The organism is uncultured Williamsia sp., from assembly GCF_947494875.1.
GTDB lineage: Bacteria > Actinomycetota > Actinomycetes > Mycobacteriales > Mycobacteriaceae > Williamsia_A.
This window is the reverse complement of sequence record NZ_CANLWM010000001.1, coordinates 381,132-401,102: the sequence shown is the minus strand read 5'-3', so window position 1 is coordinate 401,102 and position 19,971 is coordinate 381,132. Positions and strand designations below refer to the sequence as shown.

Sequence of the window (19,971 nt, the reverse complement as noted above, 5' to 3'; positions counted from 1 at the left end):
CGGTCGACCGGGGCGCCGACGGGAGAGGTCAGCCGCGCAGCGAATCGCGCCAGCGGCAGAGTTCCTCGACACCGGTGAGGTCGTACTCGGGGCCGGTGACGCCGACGGTGAAGAAGGTGACGCCCTGGGCGTGGAGCTGCTCGGCGCGCCCGACGAGATCCTTCAACGCATCGCCGGACGCCGCGTCCTGGGGGTTGAACTCGACGCCCGCCGAGTGTTCGATCTCGCCCGGGTCGCGACCGACGTCCGCGCAGTGCGCCTCGAGCACCGACGACTTGTGGCGGTAGGTGTCGGGATCGACGAAGTAGTGCCACGTGTCGGCGTACTCGGCGACGTAGCGGAGGGTCTTCTTCTCACCGCCACCGCCGATGAGCACGGGGATCTTGCGTGTCGGCGCGGGGTTCAACTTCCCCCACCGGTCGACGATGCGGGGCAGCGCTGCCCCGAGATCGTTCAGACGCGAACCGGCGGTGCCGAATTCGTAGCCGTACTGGTGGTAGTCCTTCTCGAACCAGCCCGACCCGATGCCGAGGATGAGGCGACCGCCGGAGATGTGGTCGACGGTGCGGGCCATGTCGGCGAGGAGCTCGGGGTTGCGATAGCTGTTGCAGGTGACCAGCGCACCGATCTCGATGCGTGAGGTCTGCTCGGCCCACGCGCCGAGCATCGTCCAGCACTCGAAGTGCGCGCCGTCGGGATCGCCGTAGAGCGGATAGAAGTGGTCCCAGTTGAACGCGACATCGACACCGGCGTCCTCGGCGCGACGGACCGCGTCACGGATGAGGCCGTAGTCGGGAGCGTGCTGGGGCTGGATCTGGACACCGATGCGCACGTCTTTCGCCATGGTCACAGTTAACCCGCGCGAACGGGTCTTGGCCACAGCCGTCTGACGGGGACTGTCGGTGGGCGGTGGGACCATACGTGGGTGACCACCGACGGCGTCGAGGGGGCGGGACGCCCGGCGATCCTCCACGCCGATCTCGACTCGTTCTACGCCTCCGTCGAGCAGCGGGATGACCCCGCGCTCCGCGGGAAGCCCGTCGTGGTCGGTGGGGGTGTGGTGCTCGCGGCCAGCTACGAGGCGAAGGCGTTCGGCATCTCCACCCCGATGGGCGGCAGCGCGGCCAGGCGCCTCTGCCCGAGCGTGATCGTCGTCCCGCCCCGGTTCGCGGCCTACACCGAGGCGAGCCGGCAGGTGTTCGCGATCTTCCACGACACCACTCCGCTCGTGGAGGGCATCTCCGTCGACGAGGCGTTCCTCGACGTCGCCGGTCTACGCCGCATCCGGGGATCCCCGGTCGAGATCGGCCGCACGTTGCGCCGGCGCGTGGCCGACGAGGTCGGGCTGCCCATCACCGTCGGCATCGCCCGCACCAAGTTCCTCGCGAAGGTCGCCAGTGCCGTCGCCAAACCCGATGGCCTGCTGGAGGTCCCGGCCCACGGCGAGCTGGCGTTCCTGCACCCGTTGCCCATCGAGCGGCTGTGGGGTGTGGGGAAGGTGACGTCGTCGAAACTGCGGTCGCACGGCATCGACACCGTCGGGGACATCGCCGACGCGGGGGAGGCGAGGCTCGCGTCGATCGTGGGCAGAGGTGCGGCGGCGCACCTGCACGCGCTGTCGCTGGCACGCGACCCCCGCCGTGTGACCACCGGACGTCGCCACCGGTCGATCGGGGCGCAGAGGGCCATGGGACGCGGCCCGCACGCTTTCGCCGACCTCGACGCGACGGTGATGGGGATCGTCGACAAGCTCGGCCGCCGGTTACGTCGCGCCGAGCGTGTCACCCGGACCGTCGTGCTCCGCCTGCGCTTCGACGACTTCACCCGGGCGTCGCGCTCGCACTCCTTCGTCGACGCCACCGACTCGACGGATCTGATCCTGTCCGCGGCCCGCAAACTGCTCCTCGACGCCGCGCCACTCATCGACGAGCAGGGCTGCACCCTCGTGGGCGTGGCCCTGACGAACCTCGCCGACGCCGACCCGTACCAGTTGTCGTTGCCGTTCCGGGAGCACGAGAAGGGGACGTCGGCCCCGGTCAGCGGTGGGCGCGTCTCGATGGACACCGGTGCGCTGGACGCGACGCTCGACGACCTCCGCTCCCGTTTCGGCGCCACGTCGGTGACGCGAGGTGCGCTGGTCGGCCGGCCCGACCCCGACGACACACCCCTGCTCCCGGACTGACTGGACATTCGACAAGGCGGGTGTCAGCAGGTGTGGCGTGGCTTACAGTGTCCCGCGTGAAGTCATTTCGTGGGGTCATGACCGTCATCACCAGCGTCGCGGTCGCCGCGGCGACAGCTGTCGTCGTCGGTGGAGCGCCTGCACAGGCAGCTCCCGGCGACGCGTTCTACACACCGCCGGCGCAGCTGCCGTCGGGCAACGGCGCGATCGTCAAGACCAGGCCGACGTCGATCTTCCTGCAGATCCCGGCCAATCCGCGTCCGTTCCCCGGCGCGGCGAAGACGATCATGTACACCTCGGAGCTGCAGGACGGCACGCCGACCGCGGTCACCGGCACCTACATCGAGCCGTTCAACCCGTGGCGCGGTCGCGGGCCGCGGCCGACCATCGTCATGGCGCCGGGAACCATCGGCCAGGGTGACGACTGCGCGCCGTCCAAGCTGACCTCGGTGCCGCTCTCTCTCGACACGAAGAACCTGGCGTTGGGCTCGAATTACGAGTTGCTGTTCGCCAACGTCCTCCTCGCGCAGGGCTTCCGCGTCCTGATGACCGACTACATCGGGATGGGCACCCCGGGCGTCCACACCTACGTCAACCGCATCGAGGAGGGCCACGCGGTGCTCGACGGCGCGCGCGCCGCTCTCAACCTCGGGAACCTGCCGGCGAACTCCCCGATCGGGTTCTGGGGTTACTCGCAGGGCGGCGGAGCAACTGCGTCGGCGGCGGAGATGGCGTCGACCTATGCGCCTGAGCTGAACATCAAGGGCACCTTCGCGGGCGCCCCTCCTGCCGACCTCGAGGTCGTCCTCAAGGCGGTCGACGGGTCGTCGATCGCCGGCGTCATCGGCTACACGGTCAACGCTCTCGTCGCGCGGTACCCCGAGCTCGGGCCGCTGATCCAGAAGGAGGCGAGTCCCGCCGGCAAGGCCGCGCTCAAGCAGCTCGCCGGTGCCTGCATCGGTGACACGGTGTTCCGCTACGGCTTCCAGCGCACGAACGGCTGGACCACCTCCGGGCAGTCGCTGTACCAGATCTCGCAGAAGTACCCGCAGATCCAGAAGGCCCTCGCGGAGCAGCTGATCGGGACGATGAAGCCGAACGCCCCGGTCCTGGTCGACACCGGCATCAACGACGACATCATCCCCAACAGCCAGGTGATGACGATGGTCCGCAGCTGGCGGGCGAAGGGCGCGAACGTGCGTGTGATCACCGACGGGACACCGCCGATCTTCCCCAAGCTCGCGGCGAACCACGTGACCCCGTACCTGTTCGGCGCCTACCCCGCGTTGCAGTTCCTCTACGACCGGTTCAACGCCACCAACTGATCGCGGTCACATCCGCGCCCAGCGGGCCATGACGAACGCGTAGACGCCGTAGGCCGCGAGACCGAATGCCGCCGCGATCAGCACGCTGGGGCCCGGCGTGGCGGCGCCGAGGGTCTTGACCGCGCCGTCCAGGCCGGTGGCCTGAGACGGGTTGGAGCGCACCGCGGCGACCACCACCAGCACGCCGGCCGCGGCCAGCACGACGCCCTTGGCGGCGTAGCCGACGACGCCGGAGACGACGACCACCACCGGCCGGCCGTCGATGGTGAGGTCGTCGAGGAAGGCGCGGCTGAGCCCCTTGTAGACGTGGTACAGGCCGACGCACACGACGACGACGCCGATGACCACGAGCAGCAGGGTCCCCGGCGTGGACTGCATCAGGCGGGCGGACAGCCCAGCGTTCTGACTCCCGCTCGACGCGTGGTCGCCCAGGGCGAAGCGCCCCGCGGTCCACGCGAACGCGAAGTAGATGACGGCCAGACTCAGCGCCTTGCCGCGATCGAGCAGGGCCGACGGGCCGTGATCGTCGGAGTCGTTCGGTTCGGTGGCGTGCACACCGATCGCGGCCTCGGCGAGACGCCACAGCGCCATCGCCACGAACGCGACCGCCGCGAGCACGAGGGCGATCGTGCCGCCGGTGGTCGTCGAGACCGTGGCCAGCGCACCCGACTGGTCGGCGTTGCCGCCGTCGCCGAGCGCGATACGCACGACCACGTAGGCGATGAGCAGGTGCACGATCCCGCTGACGACGTGGCCCGCGCGCGCCGCGCCCTCGAACCACGACTGGTCGGTCGCGCGATCGACGGCGGAGCCGACCATGCGGGCCCACCTCGCGCCGTGAGCTCTGCCACCGGTCATCCCTCACCGTCTCACGACGGCCGGGGGTCAGGTCGACGAGTCGGGCTTCACGGCGAGGACGGGCTTCGGGCAGTCGAGGAGAACCTGCTGCGCGACGCTGCCCATGAGCAGCTTGCCGACCGGGGAGCGGTGCCGGATGCCGATGACGAGGAGTTCGGCGTCCTCGGGCTCCATGGCGTCGAGAAGCGCGTCGACGGGCTGCACCGCGACGTCCTGATGCACCTCGTAGGGAACGCCCGAGGACGCCAGTGCCGCCTCGAGGTGATCGACCGCGCCGGAGTCGGCGAACCGGGGATCGGCGAGGGCGTCCCCGGCGGTCGCGTTGACGACGCGCAGCCCGGTCGCTCGGACCCGTGCCTCGGAGATGCCGTGCTCCAGCGCGGCCCTCCCGTACCCGTCCGGTGTGTACCCGACGACGATCATGCGTTCTCCTTCTCCCGCGACGGGGCGCTGTCGACGGCCGGCGTGGCGCGCGGCCCGATGAAGCGGGCGATGAGGGGTGCGACGAGGAGCACCACGATGATCACGTAGACGACCACCGCGATGGGCTCGGTGAACACGCCGCTCCAGTCACCCTCGTTGAGTTGCAGGGTCTGGCGCAGCTGCCGCTCGATGCGCGGGCCGAGGATGACGCCGATGATCAACGGCAGCACGGGGAGCCCGAACCGCCGCATCATCAGGCCGAGGAGGCCGAACACCAGCAGCAGCGCGAGATCGAGCCATTGCAGGTTCACCGCGTAGGCGCCGAGGACCGCGAAGAACAGGATCCCGGCGTAGAGGTACGGCCGCGGCGTGCGGAGCAGCTTCGCCCACAGCGGAGCCAGCGGCAGGTTCAGCGCGAGCAACAGGAAGTTGCCGATGAACAGGCTGGCGATGAGGGTCCAGACCAGCAGTGGTTCCTTGTCGAACAGGGTGGGGCCGGGCTGGATCCCGTAGGAGACGAACGCGGTGAGCATGACCGCCGCGGTGGCGTTGGTCGGCAGGCCGAGCGAGAGCATCGGCACCAGAGTGCCTGCGGCCGAGGCGTTGTTGGCCGCCTCCGGTCCGGCGACGCCCTCGATGGCGCCCTTGCCGAACTCCTCGGGATGCTTCGTGAGCTTCTTCTCGGTGATGTAGGAGAGGAACGTCGGCAGCTCGGCGCCGCCGGCCGGGAGAGCGCCGAACGGGAAGCCGTACGCGGTGCCCCGCAACCACGGTTTCCACGACCGCTTCCAGTCGCTCTTGCCCATCCACGGTCGACCGACCGGGATGACCTCGGCGGGCTTGCGACGCAGGTGCGCCGCGACCCACAACGCCTCGCCGAGGGCGAAGACCGCGACGGCGATCACGACGATGTCGATGCCGTCGGACAGCTGCGGGATGCCGAACGTCGCGCGGGGCTGACCGGTGAGGAAGTCGATGCCGACCAGACCGATCGCCAGGCCCAGGAGCAGCGAGATGCAACCGCGCAGTTTGGAACTCCCCAACACGGCGGTCACCGCGACCAGTGCCAGCAACATGATGGCCAGGTACGACGGCGCGCCCAGCGAGACAGCGAAGCTCGACACGATCGGCGCGAACAGCACGAGGAGCATGGTGCCGATGGAGCCGGCGACGAACGACCCGATGGCGGCGGTCGCCAACGCCTGGGCCGCGCGTCCCGCCCGGGCCATCTTGTTGCCCTCGATGGCGGTGATCACCGACGACGACTCACCGGGGGTGTTGAGCAGGATCGACGTCGTCGACCCGCCGTACATGCCGCCGTAGTAGATACCCGCGAACATGATGAACGCCGCACTGGGGCTGACGTTGTAGGTGATCGGCAGGAGCAGGGCGACGGTCATGGCCGGGCCGATGCCGGGGAGCACCCCGACAGCGGTTCCCAGCAGCACGCCTATGCATGCGTATAGCAGGTTCATCGGCGTCGCCGCCTCGGCGAACCCGTTCATCAACCAGCTGAGGTCGTCCATCAGAGGATCCCGTCCAGGATGCCGGCGGACAGGGGGATCCCGAGCCCGACGTAGAAGGCGTAGAAGCTGAGGAGCGACAGGCCGAGACCGATCGCGAGGTTCCGGACCCAGTGCCGGTTGCCGAGGATCGTCGCGGCGCCGCCGAAGAGCAGGGCGCCCATGATCACCCAGCCGAGCAGGTCGACGAAAGCGACGGTCGCCACGAAGAGCAGGACGAGCAGACCGACCGTGCGCCAGTCGGCGGGACCCGAGGTGTCGATGTCCTCACCGTCGTCCGGGGTGCCCACACTGCCCCGCCAGGTCGCCACGGCCAGCAGGACCGAGCAGACCAACAGTCCGATCCCGATGACCAGTGGGAACAGCTTGGGGCCGACCGGGTCGACCTTGGCGAACTCGGCCGTCAGGCGCATCGCGTCGACGATGAGGAACACCCCGACGACGATCATCACGCCGCACACGACGAGCTGGGCCCAGTCGCGCCGCTGCTCCTGCGCCTCCTCGGGACCGTCCGGGCGGTCCAGCGTGGCGGTCACACCAAACCCAGATCGGTCAGTGTCGACTCGACCCGCTTGTCCTGGTCACGCAGGAACTGCGCGAAGCCCGGCCCGGTCTCGAACGCGTCGGTCCATCCGTTCTTCGTCAACGCCTCTCTCCATTCCTTCGTCGCGTGCAGTTCGGTCAGCGCGTGGACCATCTCGTCGCGGGCGCTGTCCGAGAGTCCCGGCGGCGCGAGGATGCCCCGCCAGTTGGTGAACTCCAGGTCGACGCCGGCCTCACGCAGGGTGGGGGCGTCGACACCGGGCACGCGTTGCGACCCCGAGACGGCGAGCACACGGACCTGGCCGCCCTCGATCTGGTCGACGTACTCGCCGAGCCCGGAGGTGCCCGCGGAGATCTTGTTGCCCAGCAACGCCGTCAGCAGATCTCCACCGCCGTCGTAGGAGACGTAGTTGACCTTCGTCGGATCCACGCCGACCGCCTCGGCGGTCTCCATCGGGAAGAGGTGGTCGGGTCCGCCGGGTGAGGATCCGCCGCCGATCGTCACCGACGCCGGGTTCGCCTTCCACGCCGTGACGAGGTCCCCGACGGTCTTGTACGGCGAATCCGCGGGCACGAGAATGCCTTCGGGCTCCTCGACCATCTTCGCGAGCGGGGTGGCCGCCGAGACGCGGGCTTTCGAGCCGTTCGTGTACGTGGCGCCGACCACGCCGAGGCCCATCATCATCATCAGGTCGTCGTTGCCCGACTCGTTCATGAGGCGGGCCATCGCGACGGTGCCGCCCGCGCCGATCACGTTGAAGACCTCGACCCGACCGGTGATGTCGGTGTCCTCCATGATCTTCACGGCGGTGCGGGCGGTGAGGTCGTATCCACCGCCCGGGCTGTTGGGCACCATCATTCGGATGCGATGCAGGCCCTCCCCGTCGTCGCCGCGCGTGACGCCGCACGACGCCACGAGCAGCATCAACGCGACGATGACGGCAAACCGTGTGCGCATCGGTCCTCGATTCCTCGGCCACGGGTGTGGCACTGTGATCGAGGTCAAGCATGGATCGAACAGTGAGCCAGATCACCATTGAGGTGCCAACGAAAGTAGTGTTCTTTGTGGTCGCGAGGTCAGGGACATCCCCGTCGACGGCCGGGGCGTCCCGGTCGCCGCGGGCGGTCGTTGGCCGCGCAGTTCCTCGTGCTGCAGTTGCTCGTCGTCGCGGTGGTGCTCGGTGCCGTGGCGGCGATCTCCATCCACCAGTCCACGAAGGAGTTCCGCGACGTCGCCGGCGGCCGGATGCTGTCGGTCGCGGAGAGCCTGGCGTCGACACCGGTCGTCCGGGAGCAGATCGCCGCGCCGCTGGTCGAGCAGGTGCTGGCCCCGGATGTCGACAAGGCGGTCGCGCTGTCCGGAGCCACTGTCGCCGAGATCGTCTCCCCCGCTCGACGGGTCATCGTCTCGACCGATCCGACGCGGCTCGGCACACGAGCCGATCTCGGTGACAGTGACGTCCTGAAGGGCCGGGGGTGGTCGGGCGACGTCGAGATCGACGGCCGACGGTCGATCGCGGGACACGTCCCCGTCCTCGACACCGACGGCGGGGTGCTGGCGGTGGTGACCGTCTCGGAGAACTACCCGTCGACGTGGATGTTGTTGTCCGACGCGGGGGCTCGTCTGCTGGTCTACCTGGGGATCGGCGCGGCGGTGGGTGCGGTGGGGTCGTGGCTGCTGTCCCGGCGGATCCGTCGGCACACGCTGGGCATGGAGACCGCGGAGATCGCCGGGCTGGCCGATCACCGGGAAGCGTTGCTGCACAGCATCGCCGAGGGTGTGATCGCGGTCGGCAACGACGGTCGCATCACGATGATCAACGACAGCGCCTGCGCCCTGCTGGATCTGGCGCCCGACGTCGTGGGGACGCCGGTCGCCGAGACCGGGATCGACGCCGGCGTCCGCGAGGTCCTGCTGTCCTCCGGGGACGTGGAGGATCTGGTCGTGACCACGTCGACTCGGGTGCTGGCGCTGAACCGTCGGAGCACCACCAGTCGTCGTCCCGGTGACCGCAGCCAGGATCTCGGCACCGTGACCACCATGCGGGACAGCACCGAACTGGCATCGATGCAGAGTCAGCTGACCTCGCACAAGAGCGTCACCGACACGCTGCGCGCCCAGACCCACGAGTTCGCGAACCAACTGCACACCATCTCGGGTCTGACGCAGCTCGGTGCCTTCGACGACGTCCGGGCTCTGGTGGGGACGCTGACGCGTCGTCGCGCCGAGATCAGCGAGGCGATCACCGCGCACATCGGTGACCCGGCTGTCGCGGCACTGCTCATCGCGAAGACGTCGCTGGCCGCGGAGGTCGGTGTCCGGCTCACGCTGGACCCGTCGTCGCGGTTGCGTGCCCTCGACCCGGCCCTGTCGACCGACGTGATCACGGTGGTGGGGAATCTCGTCGACAACGCGCTCGACGTGTCGCGGGACCACGGCTCGCGGTCGATCACCGTGCTGATCCGTGACGACAGGCCGGACGACGTCCCGCACCTCCACCTGGAGGTGGCGGACTCGGGCCCGGGTGTCCCACCGGAGATGCGCGAGCTGATCTTCTCGCGCGGTGTCACGTCGAAGCCCGACACACCGGGCGGGCGGGGCATCGGGCTCGCCCTGGTGCGACTGGTCAGCGTGCAGCACGGAGGGTCGGTCAACATCGACGACGCGGAGTCCGGCGGCGCGCGCTTCCGCGTCCGCATACCGCTGGGTTAGCGTCCGGTCAGCGCAGGAGGTGCCATGCCGACGGTTCTCGTGGTGGACGACGACTTCATGGTCGCCGACATCCATCGACGGTTCGTCGACGCGACCGAGGGTTTCACGACGATCGCCGTCGCCTACACCGCGGCCACGGCGCGGGAGACGATCGACGCGTCCCACCCCGATCTCGTGCTGCTGGACGTGCATCTGCCCGATACGTCGGGCCTGGAGGTCTTGCGGGGTCTGCGTGCCGCGGGGAACCCCGTCGGGGTCATCATGATCACCGCCGCCCGGGAGGTCGACACCGTCGCCGAGGCGTTGAGCGGCGGTGCGGCCGACTATCTGATCAAGCCGTTCGAGTACCCGCAGCTGCGGGAGAAGCTCGAGGCGTTCGCGGCGCGGTCGGCCGCACTGGGGTCCGGTACCGCCGACCAGAACCTCGTCGACTCGCTCTTCGGGGCGGCGCCCGCGCAGGCGGCACCCCGGGTGTCACTGGAGCGGTTCCCGAAGGGCCTGTCGCCGGAGACCGGCGCGCTGATCCTCGACGCCCTCGCGTCGGGATCCGAGATGTCGGCGACCGAGTGCGCCGCCGGCGTCGGGATCTCCCGCGTCAGCGCACGCCGATACCTCGAGCACTACCTCGACACCGGCGTGCTCGACGTGCGGTTGCAGTACGGACGGGCCGGGAGGCCGGAGCGCCGCTACCGCCGACGCTGACCCGGCGACGACGAGGGCCCGCCACCTCCGCAGAGGTGACGGGCCCAAGTCGTCAGGCTCGGATCAGGAATCGGCGCCGATGATGAACGCCTCGAGCTGCTTGCGCGCGACGTCGTCGGCGATCTGCTCCGGCGGGCTCTTCATCAGGTAGGCCGACGCCGGGAGGATCGGGCCACCGAGGCCGCGGTCCTTGGCGATCTTGGCCGCGCGCACCGCGTCGATGATGATGCCGGCCGAGTTCGGCGAGTCCCAGACCTCGAGCTTGTACTCCAGGTTCAGGGGCACGTCGCCGAAGGCACGACCCTCGAGGCGGACGTAGGCCCACTTGCGGTCGTCGAGCCACTCGACGTGGTCCGACGGACCGATGTGAACGTTCTTGTCGTCGATCTTGCCGGCCAGCGAACCGGTGAGGTTCGAGGTGACGGCCTGGGTCTTGGAGACCTTCTTCGACTCCAGGCGCTCACGCTCGAGCATGTTCTTGAAGTCCATGTTGCCGCCGACGTTCAGCTGGTAGGTGCGGTCCAATGCGACACCGCGGTCCTCGAACAGCTTCGCCATGACGCGGTGGGTGATGGTGGCACCGACCTGGCTCTTGATGTCGTCGCCGACGATCGGCACGCCGGCCGCGCGGAACTTCTCGGCCCACTCGGGGTCGGAGGCGATGAACACCGGCAGGGCGTTGACGAACGCGACACCCGCGTCGATGCAGCACTGCGCGTAGAACTTGTCGGCCTGCTCCGAGCCGACGGGCAGGTAGGAGACCAGGACGTCGACCTGGGCGTCCTTCAGGGTCTGCACCACGTCGGCGCCGTCGCCGTCGGCCTCGGTGATGGTCTGGCGGTAGTACTTGCCGAGACCGTCGAGGGTGTGGCCACGCTGCACGGTCACGCCGCTGGGCGGGACATCGGCGATCTTGATGGTGTTGTTCTCCGACGCGAAGATCGCCTCGGACAGGTCGAACCCGACCTTCTTGGCGTCGACGTCGAACGCGGCGACGAACTCGACGTCGCGCACGTGGTAGTCGCCGAACATGACGTGCATCAGGCCGGGCACGACCGCGTTCTCGTCGGCGTCCTTGTAGTACTCCACGCCCTGCACCAGGGATGAGGCGCAGTTGCCGACGCCCACAATCGCTACGCGGACGGACTTGTTGTCACCCATGGTCGGGCTCTCCTTCTTTGTGTTGCGAAACTGTCGTTGTGTCGGGTTCGAGGACCGCGCCGTCGGGTTCGGCTGCGGACTCCGCGGCGATGAGCTCGTTGAGCCACCGCACCTCGCGTTCGCTCGATTCCAGGCTCAGCTGGTGGAGCTGGCGGGTGTACCGGTCGACGGCGCGCGTCGACCGCCCGACCGCCTCCCGCAGACCCTCGCGCCGCTCCTCCACCTGGCGACGACGGCCCTCGAGGATGCGCATCCGCGCCTCGGCCGGTGTGCGGCTGAAGAACGCGAGGTGCACCCCGAACCCGTCGTCGGTGTAGTTCTGCGGACCGGTGTCGGCGACGAGCTCGGCGAACCGCTCCCGTCCCGCGGGGGTCAACTTGTACACACGCCGTGCCCGTCGCTTCAGCGTTCCCTGCGGCCCGGCGTCCTCGACGATAAGGCGGTCGGTCTGCATCCGACGCAGCGTCGGGTACAGCGAGCCGTAGGAGAAGGCGCGGAACGCGCCGAGCAGCCCGGTGAGGCGCTTGCGCAGCTCGTAGCCGTGCATCGGTGCCTCGAGGAGGAGGCCGAGCACTGCCAACTCGAGCACTGGACGAACCCCTCTCACCGAACCTGTCGAACGAACGTGTGCGACCGATGCTACATACAATGTATCGCGCCGATATAACCGGTACAGGAAACCGGACATGAACCAGGCGTTGCATCGAGTCGCTCGCGGGGTTGCGCGCAGGTGGGCGCGGGTGCCGGCCGGCAGTGCCCCGGACGACACTTCCGTGCGCAGGGGCGCCACGTACTCTTGTCCTCGTGCTGGTGCAGAGGCAGACGGTGGACTACGCGTTGCAGCGCCGGTCCCTGCTGTCCGAGGTCGACGCAGGGCGGACGGCTGTCGGGGCGGTGTGCGACGCGGACCGATACCTCTTGCGCGCCGCGGCCTTCCACGGCCGGCCCAGCGACGTGATCTGCCCGATCTGCCGCAAGGAACAGCTCACGTTGGTCTCGTGGGTGTTCGGCGACCGCCTCGGTACGGTGAACGGCTCTGCCCGGTCCACCGACGAGATCACGCGGCTCGCCGCGGACAGCGAGGAGTTCACCGTCCACGTCGTGGAGGTGTGCCGGAGCTGTCGCTGGAACCATCTGGTCCAGTCGTTCGTCGCAGGACGGGTGCCCCGACCGCGGCAGCGACGTCCACGTCGCGCCGCGGGCAGTGCAGACTGACCGACGGACCTCGGGTCCGACGACGAGAACGGTGTGGGTGAACGGTGAGCAACGGAACTGGTGCGCGCGCGACGCAGGACAAGAAGCGGTCGCGCCTGGGTGTGGTGGCGTGGATCGTCGGCCTGCTGGGCTGCCTGGTCCCGCTGGCAGTGGTCGTGATGGCCGTGGTGTTCCTGTTCACCTATCTCGGCGCCTCGGTGCCCGGACCGGACGCCATCAAGCAGAACCAGGTCGCGACGATCCTGGACTCGCGCGGCGGTGAGATCGCGCGCATCGTGCCGCCGGAGGGCAACCGCACCGACGTCTCGATCGACAAGATCCCCAAGGCGATGCAGGACGCGGTGATCGCCGCCGAGGACCGGGAGTTCCGCACGAACGCCGGCTTCTCCGTCTCGGGTCTCGCGCGCGCCGCCCTGGGCCAGCTCACCAACAACGCCGACGCCGGCGGTGGTTCGACGATCACCCAGCAGTACGTGAAGAACGCGCTCGTCGGTGACGAGCGCAGCTACACCCGCAAGTTCAAGGAACTCGCGATCGCCACGAAGATGTCGAACGAGTGGTCCAAGGACGACATCATGGCCGCCTACCTGAACACGATCTACTTCGGTCGCGGCGCGTACGGCGTCTCCGCCGCCGCGAAGGCCTACTTCAACACCGACATCAGCAAGATCACCGTGCCGCAGGCCGCGGTGCTCGCCTCGTCCATCCGGTCGCCCTCGTACTACGACCCCGCCACGAACCCCGCTGCCGCACAGGACCGCTGGCGCTACGTCCTCGACGGCATGGTCACCATCGGTGCGCTGACGCCCCAGGACGAGGCCTCCCTGAAGTACCCGCAGGTCGCCCCGCCGCGGGACACCTCGGGCAACGTCACCTCCGGCCCGAACGGGCTCATCAAGCAGCAGGTGCTCGCCGAGCTCAACTCGTTGAACATCTCCGAGCAGGACGTGCAGACCGAGGGTCTGAAGATCACCACCACGATCGACCCGCAGGTGCAGCGGTCGGTGGTGTCCGCGGCCAACGGCCAGCTGGAGGGCGAGCCGAAGAACATCCGCGACGCGGTCGTGTCCATCGACCCGAGCACGGGCGCCGTGCGCGGGTACTTCGGCGGCAACGACGGCCAGGGCTTCGACTACGCCCAGGCCGGGCTGCAGACGGGATCGTCGTTCAAGGTGTTCGCCCTCGTCGCGGCGCTCGAGCAGGGCATCCCGCTGTCGAAGGTGTACAGCTCGTCGTCGTTCACCGCCCCCGGCGGCAACACCGTGACGAACTCCGACGGCGAGAGCTGCGGGTCGTGCAACCTCGCCACCGCACTGAAGCTCTCGCTCAACACCGTCTACTACCGACTGATGCTGGACCTCGATGGCCAGGCGAAGGCCGTCGCCGATGCGGCGCACCAAGCCGGGATCGCCGAGAGCTTCGGCGACATCAAGCAGACGCTCACCAACGCCGACGGCGGTGGCGTCGAGGGTGGTGTCGTCCTCGGCCAGTACCAGTCCCGCGTGATCGACATGGCCTCGGCCTACGCGACCCTGGCCAATCAGGGTGTCTACCACGCACCGCATTTCGTGCAGAAGGTCGAGACGTCCGACGGCACGGTGCTCTACGAGCGCAAGGCCGACGCCGGTGAGCGGCGGTTCTCGGCCGCGGTCGCGAACAACGTGACCTCCGCGATGGAGCCGATCGCCGCGTACTCGCGGGGACACGCGCTCGACGACGGGAGTCGTCCGTCGGCCGCGAAGACCGGTACCACCCAGCTCGGCGACACCGGACAGAACAAGGACGCCTGGATGGTCGGGTACACCCCGCAGCTGTCGACGGCCGTGTGGGTGGGCACGGATGCCGGTGTGGCGCTGACGAACTACACCGGGTCGATCGTCTACGGGTCCGGCCTGCCGTCGGACATCTGGCAGGCGGCGATGGACGGGGCCCTCGACGGCAAGCCGATCGAGCAGTTCCCGGAGCCGGCCGCGATCGGCGGCGTCGCCGGGGTGCCCTACGAGGCTCCGGAGACCACGGAGGCACCGACGCGGTCGCGACGCAGCCAGGAGACCACCGAGGCCCCGTCGCCCACCACGACGTTCGCCCCGCCGTCGGCGACGCTGGCGCCCGGCGTCACCATCCCGCTGCCGGGCCCGCCGACCGAGACCGTGGTGACACCCACGCCGGAGAACAACGACCCGTTCCAAAACGGCGGCTGAGGGCTCGGGCGTGGGCGAGGACTGGGAGTCGCCGACGCGGTTCGCGCCGGATCCCCGTGTCGCCGACGACCGCGTCCTGCCGAGCCACACCGACCCGGTGGCCCGCGACGGGTCCATCGCGATCGGCGGGCCCGTCGGACTGCACGCGGTGGTCGGTCGCGCCCGATACTGGACGCCGCTTCGGGTGATCCTTCTGCTCGCCCTCGTCGCGCTGGCTCTCGGTTGGTACGGCAAGGCGGGCTGCCTGCAGCAGGCGCCCAACCCCGACACCGGTGTGGAACAGCTCGACTGGAGCAACCACCGGCAGTACATCGCGCTCTGCTACTCCGACACGGTCCCGCTCTACACCGCCGAACGCCTCGACACCGGCGCATTCCCGTACAAGGTGTCGTGGACGGAGAAGAAGCCCGACGGCAGCCCGCAGGTCCGGCACATGGAGTACCCGGTGCTCACCGGGATGTACATGTACGGCGCGGCCCAGGTGACCGCGGGATGGCAATGGCTGCACGACCATTGGGGGTTCCCGTCGGCCCTCGACGTCGTGGTGTTCTTCGTCGCGTGTGCCCTCGGTCTGGCGCTGTTCTGGCTCGTGACGATCTGGGCCACGGCTCTCGTCGCCGGGCCGCGGGTCTGGTCGGCGGCCATCGCGGCCGTCTCCCCGTTGGTGATCGTCCACGTCTTCACCAACTTCGACGCGATCGCCACCGCGTTCCTGGCGCTGGCGATCCTCGCCTGGGCGCGCCGGAACCCCTGGGCGGCCGGGATCTTCATCGGACTCGGTGCCGCGGCGAAGCTCTACCCTGCGCTGATCCTGATCCCACTGGCGGTGCTGTGTCTGCGTGCGGGAAAGGTGCGTGAGTTCACGGTGGTGGCGGTGACGGCGGTCGCGTCGTGGCTGGTGGTCAACCTGCCGATCATGGTGCTGTTCCCCAGCGGATGGTGGGAGTTCTTCCGCTACAACTCCTCCCGCGGCACCGATCCCGACACCTGGTTCACGGTGGTGACACGGGTGTCCGGGTACGGCTGGGGCGCCGACGCGAACGGCGCGTCATCGTTGGTGAACGCCCTGTTCGTCGGGCTCTTCGCCCTGGTGTGTGTGGCGGTGGTGGTCATCGGCCTGACCGCTCCGACCCGCCCCCGCCTCGCGCAACTGCTGTTCCTGGTGCTCGCCGGCTTCCTGTTGGTGAACAAGGTGTGGAGCCCGCAGTACTCGCTGTGGTTGGTGCCGATCGCGGTGCTCGCGGTCCCGCGGTTCCGACTCCTGCTGGCCTGGATGGTCGTCGATGCCGCCGTGTGGATCCCCCGGATGGGCCTCTACCTGCCGGCCGACGTGAAATGGCTTCCCGAACAGTGGTTCACAGGTGCGATCGTGCTGCGGTTCGTCGCCGTGCTCGGGTTGTGTGCGCTGGTGATCTGGGAGATCTACCACCCGCGACGGGATCTGGTGCGCGTCGGTGCGGACGGGCGCCTCTACGACGACCCGGCCGGTGGTGTGCTCGACGGAGCCCCCGATGCGATACGGCCGCCGCGAGGTCCGTCGTCGGGCTCGGATTCCCCGGTGGCCACCGCCGTCGGATAGTCACGCGGCGGGACGCCGTCGTCGTCGACGCCACGCTCCCACCGCGCGGGTGCGCGCACGAACGCGACGAGCAGGATGGCGAGCACCAGTGCGTGCGACCAGACACCGACGTTCACGCCCGTCATCACCCACCACTTCATCGGCTGCCCGGAGGTGTAGATCCCGAACAGCCGGAAGATGGTGAGGTCGAGCGCCAGATCGCCGATGAGGTAGACAGCGATGAGCTGCCACCGCACCCGCAGGAGCACGAAGAACGGCAGGATCCACAGCGTGTACTGCGGTGAGTGCACCTTGTGGAACAGCATGAAGCCGGCCAACATCGCCGCACTCACACCGATCCACGGGAACACCCGGCCGGACCGCCACTCCCGGATGCCCAGCGCGACGACGAGGACGAACGACAGCAGGATCAGCGTCGGGGATGCGACGCCCACGATCGAGTTGTAGGTCGGCGTCATGCCCCCGGTCAGATGCCGCAGACCCCAGTACCAGATCGAGTTGGTGTCGACCTCGGACTTGCGGCGCCCCTGGAACGTCAGCGACGCCTTCCACCCGTCGAAACCGGCCATCATGAACGGCAGCTGGATCGCGGCCACGGTCACGATCGCCGCGCCGAGAACCCATGCGGCACCGACGGCATCGATGCCGCGGCGGGCCGCCGACACCGAGAGCAGATCGGCTCGGCGCAGGCCGCGCGTGGCGACGTAGATCGCGAGGGGCAACACGAACAGCCCCGGGTAGAGCTTGAGACAGAAGCCCACGGCCAGGATCACCGCCGCCAGGGACCCGCTGACGCGCAACGGTATCCGCGGCCGGCCGGTGCGGTCGGAGACGGACTCGCCGTAGACCATGAGGGCCACGGCCCCGACCGCCGTCGCGACCACCGGCAGTTCCCAGTTGTGGAACGCGTAGAGGATCAGCGGGGGTGTCGCCGCCCACAGGAGCGCCCACCAGCGCACCAGCAGGCCCAGCATGACGGTGACGAGGATCCCGAACGGCGCCAACAGGATCGCCGAGTGGACGAAGAACTGGGTGTCGGTGTGGGCACCGATCGCACCGAGGTACATGAGCACACCCGAGAGCACCGGGTACTCGACGGCACCGCCGTAGAGGACACCGTCGGGACGGATGCCGCCGTGGATGAACGGGAAGACGTGATTGTTGATGTCGCGGCCGATCCACAGGAACTGCAGGTCGGAGTAACACGGCATGAGGAGTTCGTGCTTGCCGACCGGCCAGTGCGCGCTGCGTCCCGACATGTCGTACGGGGGACCGCCGCAGTCGAGCTTCCCGAGGAACCCCAGCGTCATGAACGCGAGGGTGAACAGCAGCAGGACCAGCATGAGCACGGTGGTCTCACCGCGGAGGGCGTGCCGACGGAGCCGTCGACGATCGGCGACGGGCACGGCGGACATGGGCTACAGGTTAGGGCCAGGACCTGTGGGGTCGTGCAGACCCCGTGTGGCGGGCCCGGAGGTGACCGGTACCGCCTTCGTCTCCACCCAGCCCACGCCGCGTCGCCCGTCGTTGCGCGTGAAGATCCCCCATGTGCGGCAGATCACCTCGTCGATGGCGTGCGGGCCGCCAGGCCGCAGGACGTCCGCGACGGCGGTGGGGGTGAAGGTGACGGTGTGCGCGCCGGGTTCCACGGCGAACGCCCAGGAACCGAGGCGATCAGGCCCGTCGGGTCGGCTGATCACGCGGGCGACGTCGATCAGCGTGGGCGTCGACGTCGCCGACTGCAGGTGGCCCAGGGACATGGGGTCGAGCCCGGGTACCCGGATGTCGATGCCGTTCATCTCGCTGTCGTCGTCGAAGTGGGCGACGAACGCGGTCCACCGCATGTCCCACCAGTCGGTTCCGGCCCAGGCGTGCTCCCGGTAACCCGGCGCGTCGACGGCGATCCGTCGATCGACGTCCCCGAGGCCGGTCAGCGTGATGGTGCCGGTTGCCACCGACGGGATCAGCAGCAGCGGTGTCACCCCGTAGAGCGCCGGGTCGGCCGAGGTGTACCAGTGCACGTCCAGCACGATCCCGACGTCGGAGCCGTCGGCGTCGCCGCGCCCGGTCAGCCGCAGGTGCACGTGGCGGAGGGGGTCGACGACGGTGTGCTGCATCCGGACCCCGTCGGTGGTCACCGACAGCGATTCGTCGAGGTCGGCGGTCAGCGTGGACAGGGTCACCGTGGGCAGGTCGGGCCCGGAGACGGAGACGGCCACGTAGGCGCCGCTGTCGAGCGCGGCGTGGCGGCCGAACCGCACCCACACGCCGAGGCCGGCGTCGACGTCGGTGACGGCGAGCGTCCACTCCTCGCTGCGCCCGTCGCCGACCGAACCGGGGTGCGCGAACTCGTCGGCCAGTGCCACGGGACGTGCAGGGCGGCCGGGCGCCGGTGCGGCGAGAGGTCGGCCGAGATCGTCGAGGAAGGTGCACACCCGGGCGAACAGCGTCAGCCAGAGGTCGCCGGCGGACCGTTGGCGCGCCTCCCATCCGGGTGTCTCGACCGCGCATCGGATCACCTGCACGAGCACGAGGAACGCGTGGTCGTGGATCTCCCGGCGCAGCGCGCCGAGTGCCTCGCCGTCGACAGGGCCACCGAGTGCGGCGAGATACCGGTGCAGCAGCTCGTCGTAGTTGCGTCGTCGTATCTCCGGGGACAACGACATCGCCAGGAACGACGCGAGATCGACCACTCGCGGACCCCAGCTGACGTGGCTCCAGTTGGTCACCACCAGGGCGTGCCCCGACCCGTGTCGCCCGAGGACGAGGTTCCCGAAGCGGAAGTCGCCGTGCACCAGGCCCGCTTGTGCCCCCAGCCGCGCGGCGTGGTCGGTGAGGGTGCCGATCGAAGAGACGACCTGGTTGGCCAGCGACAGGTGCACGGGGTCGATGCGCTCGCCGTACCGTTCCACGAAGCGCACGTAGTCGTCACCGAGACCGGTGCGGTCGGGGACGTGCAGCGGGTCGACCCAGTCCGGGCGGGGCCCCTGTGGGCCCACCGCGCGGTGGATGGTGGCCAGCGCCGCCATGGTCAGGAACGTCGTCGAGAACGTGGGCCCGGCGAGGTCGTCGCCGTAGTCGGCCGGTCCGACGTCCTCGAGGACGAGCCAGAACACTCTGCTGTCGATGTCGAGGCGGTTCGCGCGGCAGGTCGCGACCGGCAACGACAGGTCCGCGACGCCTGCGTAGAGACGGTGCTCGCGTTCGACAGGGGTGACGGGTCCGGACCAGCCTGGGTCGACGCACTTCACCAGGACCTTCTCGGTGCGGCCGTCGGATCGCCGGACGAGCAGTCGCGAGGCCTGCGTGATGCGCCCACGGGTGACGCGATCCAGCTCCCATCCACGCGCGTCGGCGATGCCCAGGACATCACGGACCCACGTCGCGTCGATGTCGTCGAGGGACCACCACCCGGGCACGAGCGGCGACGTTACCGGGCGACGGCGTCGCTGTCGTGGTCGATGATTTCGCTGGTCACGACCGGTTGCTGTACCGTGGGCGAGTTGCCGACGCAGGCGACCCTCCTGCCACGGACAGTCCGTGGCC

Annotated in this window: 17 protein-coding genes; 7 read left to right on the top strand and 10 right to left on the bottom strand. The window is 69.3% G+C overall.

Features of this window, described 5'->3' with window-relative positions; translation table 11 throughout:
- Positions 1–28: 28 nt before the first annotated feature.
- Positions 29–844, bottom strand: coding sequence for an LLM class F420-dependent oxidoreductase (locus Q1A98_RS02070; protein ID WP_299569497.1), 816 nt, complete (start codon positions 842–844; stop codon positions 29–31).
- Positions 845–925: 81 nt separating this feature from the next.
- Between Q1A98_RS02070 and dinB the strand changes: the two genes are divergently transcribed.
- Positions 926–2,182 carry a DNA polymerase IV gene (gene dinB, locus Q1A98_RS02065; protein WP_299569496.1) on the top strand — a complete coding sequence of 419 codons (1,257 nt, stop codon included), beginning with the start codon at positions 926–928 and terminating at the stop codon, positions 2,180–2,182.
- 56 nt (positions 2,183–2,238) lie between these two features.
- Positions 2,239–3,507, top strand: a complete 1,269-nt coding sequence (locus Q1A98_RS02060) for a lipase family protein (protein WP_299569494.1) — start codon at positions 2,239–2,241, stop codon at positions 3,505–3,507.
- A gap of 6 nt (positions 3,508–3,513) precedes the next feature.
- On the opposite strand, the gene Q1A98_RS02055 is transcribed toward Q1A98_RS02060, so the two are convergent.
- From Q1A98_RS02055 to Q1A98_RS02035, 5 genes are all read right to left on the bottom strand, one after another.
- Positions 3,514–4,326, bottom strand: a complete 813-nt coding sequence (locus Q1A98_RS02055) for a DUF1206 domain-containing protein (RefSeq protein WP_299569492.1) — start codon at positions 4,324–4,326, stop codon at positions 3,514–3,516.
- A gap of 66 nt (positions 4,327–4,392) precedes the next feature.
- Positions 4,393–4,788: a universal stress protein gene (locus tag Q1A98_RS02050; protein ID WP_299569490.1), complete on the bottom strand. Its 396-nt coding sequence runs from the start codon at positions 4,786–4,788 to the stop codon at positions 4,393–4,395.
- On the bottom strand, positions 4,785–6,314 hold the full coding sequence (locus tag Q1A98_RS02045) for a tripartite tricarboxylate transporter permease (protein ID WP_299569488.1): 1,530 nt from the start codon (positions 6,312–6,314) through the stop codon (positions 4,785–4,787). The genes Q1A98_RS02050 and Q1A98_RS02045 overlap by 4 nt, the downstream gene beginning before the upstream one ends.
- Positions 6,314–6,847: a tripartite tricarboxylate transporter TctB family protein gene (locus tag Q1A98_RS02040; RefSeq protein WP_366943318.1), complete on the bottom strand. Its 534-nt coding sequence runs from the start codon at positions 6,845–6,847 to the stop codon at positions 6,314–6,316. The genes Q1A98_RS02045 and Q1A98_RS02040 overlap by 1 nt, the downstream gene beginning before the upstream one ends.
- The gene (locus Q1A98_RS02035; protein WP_299569486.1) at positions 6,844–7,812 is read right to left on the bottom strand and encodes a tripartite tricarboxylate transporter substrate-binding protein; all 969 of its coding nucleotides are present in this window, start codon (positions 7,810–7,812) and stop codon (positions 6,844–6,846) included. Before Q1A98_RS02035 ends, Q1A98_RS02040 begins: the two co-directional genes overlap by 4 nt.
- 171 nt (positions 7,813–7,983) lie before the next feature.
- Between Q1A98_RS02035 and Q1A98_RS02030 the strand changes: the two genes are divergently transcribed.
- Both Q1A98_RS02030 and Q1A98_RS02025 read left to right on the top strand, forming a co-directional pair.
- Positions 7,984–9,567: a sensor histidine kinase gene (locus Q1A98_RS02030; protein ID WP_299569485.1), complete on the top strand. Its 1,584-nt coding sequence runs from the start codon at positions 7,984–7,986 to the stop codon at positions 9,565–9,567.
- A gap of 24 nt (positions 9,568–9,591) precedes the next feature.
- On the top strand, positions 9,592–10,269 hold the full coding sequence (locus Q1A98_RS02025) for a response regulator (RefSeq protein WP_299569483.1): 678 nt from the start codon (positions 9,592–9,594) through the stop codon (positions 10,267–10,269).
- Positions 10,270–10,332: 63 nt separating this feature from the next.
- Here Q1A98_RS02025 and Q1A98_RS02020 read toward each other — a convergent pair whose 3' ends face one another.
- On the bottom strand, positions 10,333–11,430 hold the full coding sequence (locus tag Q1A98_RS02020) for an inositol-3-phosphate synthase (RefSeq protein ID WP_299569481.1): 1,098 nt from the start codon (positions 11,428–11,430) through the stop codon (positions 10,333–10,335).
- On the bottom strand, positions 11,423–12,019 hold the full coding sequence (locus Q1A98_RS02015; protein WP_299569479.1) for a PadR family transcriptional regulator: 597 nt from the start codon (positions 12,017–12,019) through the stop codon (positions 11,423–11,425). The genes Q1A98_RS02020 and Q1A98_RS02015 overlap by 8 nt, the downstream gene beginning before the upstream one ends.
- A gap of 221 nt (positions 12,020–12,240) precedes the next feature.
- On the opposite strand from Q1A98_RS02015, the gene Q1A98_RS02010 reads away from it, so the two are divergent.
- The 3 genes from Q1A98_RS02010 to Q1A98_RS02000 all read left to right on the top strand — a co-directional run bounded on the left by Q1A98_RS02010 (position 12,241) and on the right by Q1A98_RS02000 (position 16,425).
- Complete coding sequence (locus Q1A98_RS02010) at positions 12,241–12,645, top strand: DUF5318 family protein (protein WP_299570486.1); 405 nt, start codon at positions 12,241–12,243, stop codon at positions 12,643–12,645.
- Positions 12,646–12,803: 158 nt separating this feature from the next.
- Positions 12,804–14,846: a transglycosylase domain-containing protein gene (locus tag Q1A98_RS02005; RefSeq protein ID WP_299570484.1), complete on the top strand. Its 2,043-nt coding sequence runs from the start codon at positions 12,804–12,806 to the stop codon at positions 14,844–14,846.
- 10 nt (positions 14,847–14,856) lie between these two features.
- On the top strand, positions 14,857–16,425 hold the full coding sequence (locus Q1A98_RS02000) for a glycosyltransferase 87 family protein (protein WP_299569477.1): 1,569 nt from the start codon (positions 14,857–14,859) through the stop codon (positions 16,423–16,425).
- On the opposite strand, the gene Q1A98_RS01995 is transcribed toward Q1A98_RS02000, so the two are convergent.
- Both Q1A98_RS01995 and Q1A98_RS01990 read right to left on the bottom strand, forming a co-directional pair.
- A complete protein-coding gene (locus Q1A98_RS01995) occupies positions 16,317–17,840 on the bottom strand; it encodes a hypothetical protein (protein WP_299569475.1) in 1,524 nt (507 codons plus the stop codon). The two genes, Q1A98_RS02000 and Q1A98_RS01995, sit on opposite strands and share 109 nt — an antisense overlap.
- 3 nt (positions 17,841–17,843) lie before the next feature.
- On the bottom strand, positions 17,844–19,844 hold the full coding sequence (locus Q1A98_RS01990; protein ID WP_299569473.1) for a phosphotransferase: 2,001 nt from the start codon (positions 19,842–19,844) through the stop codon (positions 17,844–17,846).
- Positions 19,845–19,971 lie beyond the last annotated feature (127 nt).